Source organism: Glycomyces salinus (assembly GCF_016428645.1).
Lineage (GTDB): Bacteria > Actinomycetota > Actinomycetes > Mycobacteriales > Micromonosporaceae > Glycomyces > Glycomyces salinus.
Window position 1 is genome coordinate 1 of sequence record NZ_JAELXW010000175.1, and the last position, 2,154, is coordinate 2,154.

3 protein-coding genes are annotated in these 2,154 nt (G+C 68.1%); all 3 read right to left on the reverse strand.

Features of this window, described 5'->3' with window-relative positions; all coding sequences use genetic code 11:
* Positions 1-149: 149 nt before the first annotated feature.
* A complete protein-coding gene (locus JFB92_RS24880) occupies positions 150-368 on the reverse strand; it encodes a hypothetical protein (RefSeq protein ID WP_199044634.1) in 219 nt (72 codons plus the stop codon).
* Positions 369-821: 453 nt separating this feature from the next.
* The gene (locus tag JFB92_RS24885; protein WP_199044636.1) at positions 822-1,493 is read right to left on the reverse strand and encodes a hypothetical protein; all 672 of its coding nucleotides are present in this window, start codon (positions 1,491-1,493) and stop codon (positions 822-824) included.
* Positions 1,490-2,154, reverse strand: a 665-nt coding sequence (locus JFB92_RS24890) for a hypothetical protein (RefSeq protein WP_233163791.1), incomplete at its 5' end; no start/stop codon positions are given. The genes JFB92_RS24885 and JFB92_RS24890, both read right to left, overlap by 4 nt.

Consider the following 2,154-nt stretch of genomic DNA (forward strand, 5'->3'; position numbering starts at 1 on the left):
GCCCCGACCGTCGGGTAGCGTCAGCGCCCCGCAGCGGCAGCCGGCCATCCCGCACCGCCGGGTTGCGGTGGGCCGCTATGGCGCTGCTGGATCAAAGCGGAAGAGGGGAAGCGCGGGACGGGAGCGGCCCGCGTTTCAGCGAGTGCGGTTCAGAGCTCGTGGCGTTCGACGAAAGCGATCACTTCGGCCACGATGACGTCGCCGAAGACGGGACTGAGATCGGCACGGGTGCTGGACATGATGGTCTCGACCAGGTTGTCGAACTCGGCGGTTTTCCACGCCTCGGCCTCGGCGCGGCGGCCCAGCTCGTCGATGAGACCGAAGTGGCGCAGTCCTCGGTGGACGCCGCCGTGGATCGTCGCGAACAACCGCTCGTGGTGCGTGATCTGGCCCTCGACCTCGCGCTTCGCTTTCCCGGAGGTGGGCTCGTAGTCGCGGCTGATGTGTCGCAGGAGGGCAGATCGGGCGGTCGAGGGATGGAGGTGGTTCAGGCGGGAGGCGATCCAGGCGTTGCGGCGGTCGCATCCAGGGGGCAGGGACGGTGACGGTGTGGGCGCGGTGGGCGGTTCGAGGCCGGGGAAGCAGGAGGCGAGATGCTCGAGTGCGTAGTCGATGATCGGGAACGCGTAACGCTGCGTATCGACACCGTTGTCGCATAGAGGATGTGCGCGGTGTCGGTGACCAGGTCGATGACCGGTTGGTTTCAGCGTTTGAGGACGACGGTCGGAGTTCGGCCAGGACCAGCCCGGCCACCGAGCGCATGATGCGCTCGGCGTCGTGGTTGAGCGGCCAGCCGAGAACGTGAGTGTTGTCGGTGTTGTTCATAGTTTCTCAATCTCCTCTCGGATGGCGGGGTAGGCGGCGATGGAGGCGGCGAGATAGGCGGCCAGGTGCTGGTCGACGGTCAGGGCGATCTGGCAGCCAGTGTCGGTGACGGTGAAGCCCTCCGGAGCCGGGAACGGCAGGTCCGCGCCCGCGGCGCGGTCCGGGACCACTTGGACCGGGCCGGTACCGGCGCAGGTCCGGACGCGCCAGCCAGGGCCGAGGGTGAGGGCGAGCGCGTGGGCGCGGTCGAAGCGCAGTTGGTGTCGGGCGAGGTCGGCCTGTTCGGCTGCGACGGCCCGGCCGAGGGCCGGTTCGTAGGCCGGCAGGAGTCTGCTGCGGATTTGGGCGGCGATGGCCGATGGCGGCAGGGTGGCCTCGACCCAAATGGCGTGATGGCGGTCGGGTTCGTATCCGGTCGGGAACCGGCCGGTCAGCAGCAGCCGCCAGGTGCCGGATTCGGCGTAGGCGGCGACCTCGATCTGTGTCGAGTCGGGTCCGGTGATGAGCTTGCGGTTGCGGTGGTCGAAGCCGTGGCTCCAGTCGTCACCGAGCTGCCAGGCGATATTGACCGCGATCAGGTTGGCTACGCCAGGGTCGCGATAGCGCGAGGTGGTCGGTTTGCCAGGTGGCGGGGTCCAGGGGAGGTCGTGGGCGTTTCGCGAGTTCATGACCGAACCTCCGTGTCGCTGGCGTGGCCGGTCGTGTAGGCGCAGTCGACCGGCTCGCCGTGGTGGCGACCACGGCATTCGATGGTGCCGAGTTTGCGGGTGTCCACGGCGAGCGCGCGCCGCGTGTCGTGCTCGTACTGGTCGATGCGCGATCGCTCCAGTGCTTCGTGGTGCTCGCTGTCCTCGGCGATCTTCGCGATGTCCGGCAGGCCCGCCTTGAGCCAGGCGCGCATGTACAGACCCATAGCGAGCGAGCTCAGAGGGGTGACCTTGCTGATGTCGAACATGGCGCAACAGATCTCGGCCGCGGTGGCGGGCCGGGTGTCGTCGTCTTCGGCGACGCGGTCGAGCAGTTCGCGGCAGTGGGCGCGGTAGACCGGCTCGTGGTCCATGCGCTCATGCGTCGGAGTGAGCAGTTTGAATGCGTGCCAGAGTCGGTCAGCGGCATGCGGGTGCCGCTCGACGGCCTTGGTGATCTCGGTCTCGGCGATATCGATGCGCTCGAAGATTCCGGCCAGGTCGAGATCCTGGAGCAGAGTGGACAGATGGTCTGTGGGGGTGCGGTTCGTAGCGCCCGTATCCGAGGACCGTAGCTTGGGGACTGTCGGCATGAGTGCGCCTTTCAGGGTTGGTGCGGTGGCCGGGTTGGCTGCCGCGCGGC

Excerpts from the sequence above, each read along its gene's own strand:
- JFB92_RS24885 (WP_199044636.1), bottom strand. The coding sequence starts at position 1,493 with ATGAACTCGCGAAACGCCCACGACCTCCCCTGGACCCCGCCACCTGGC.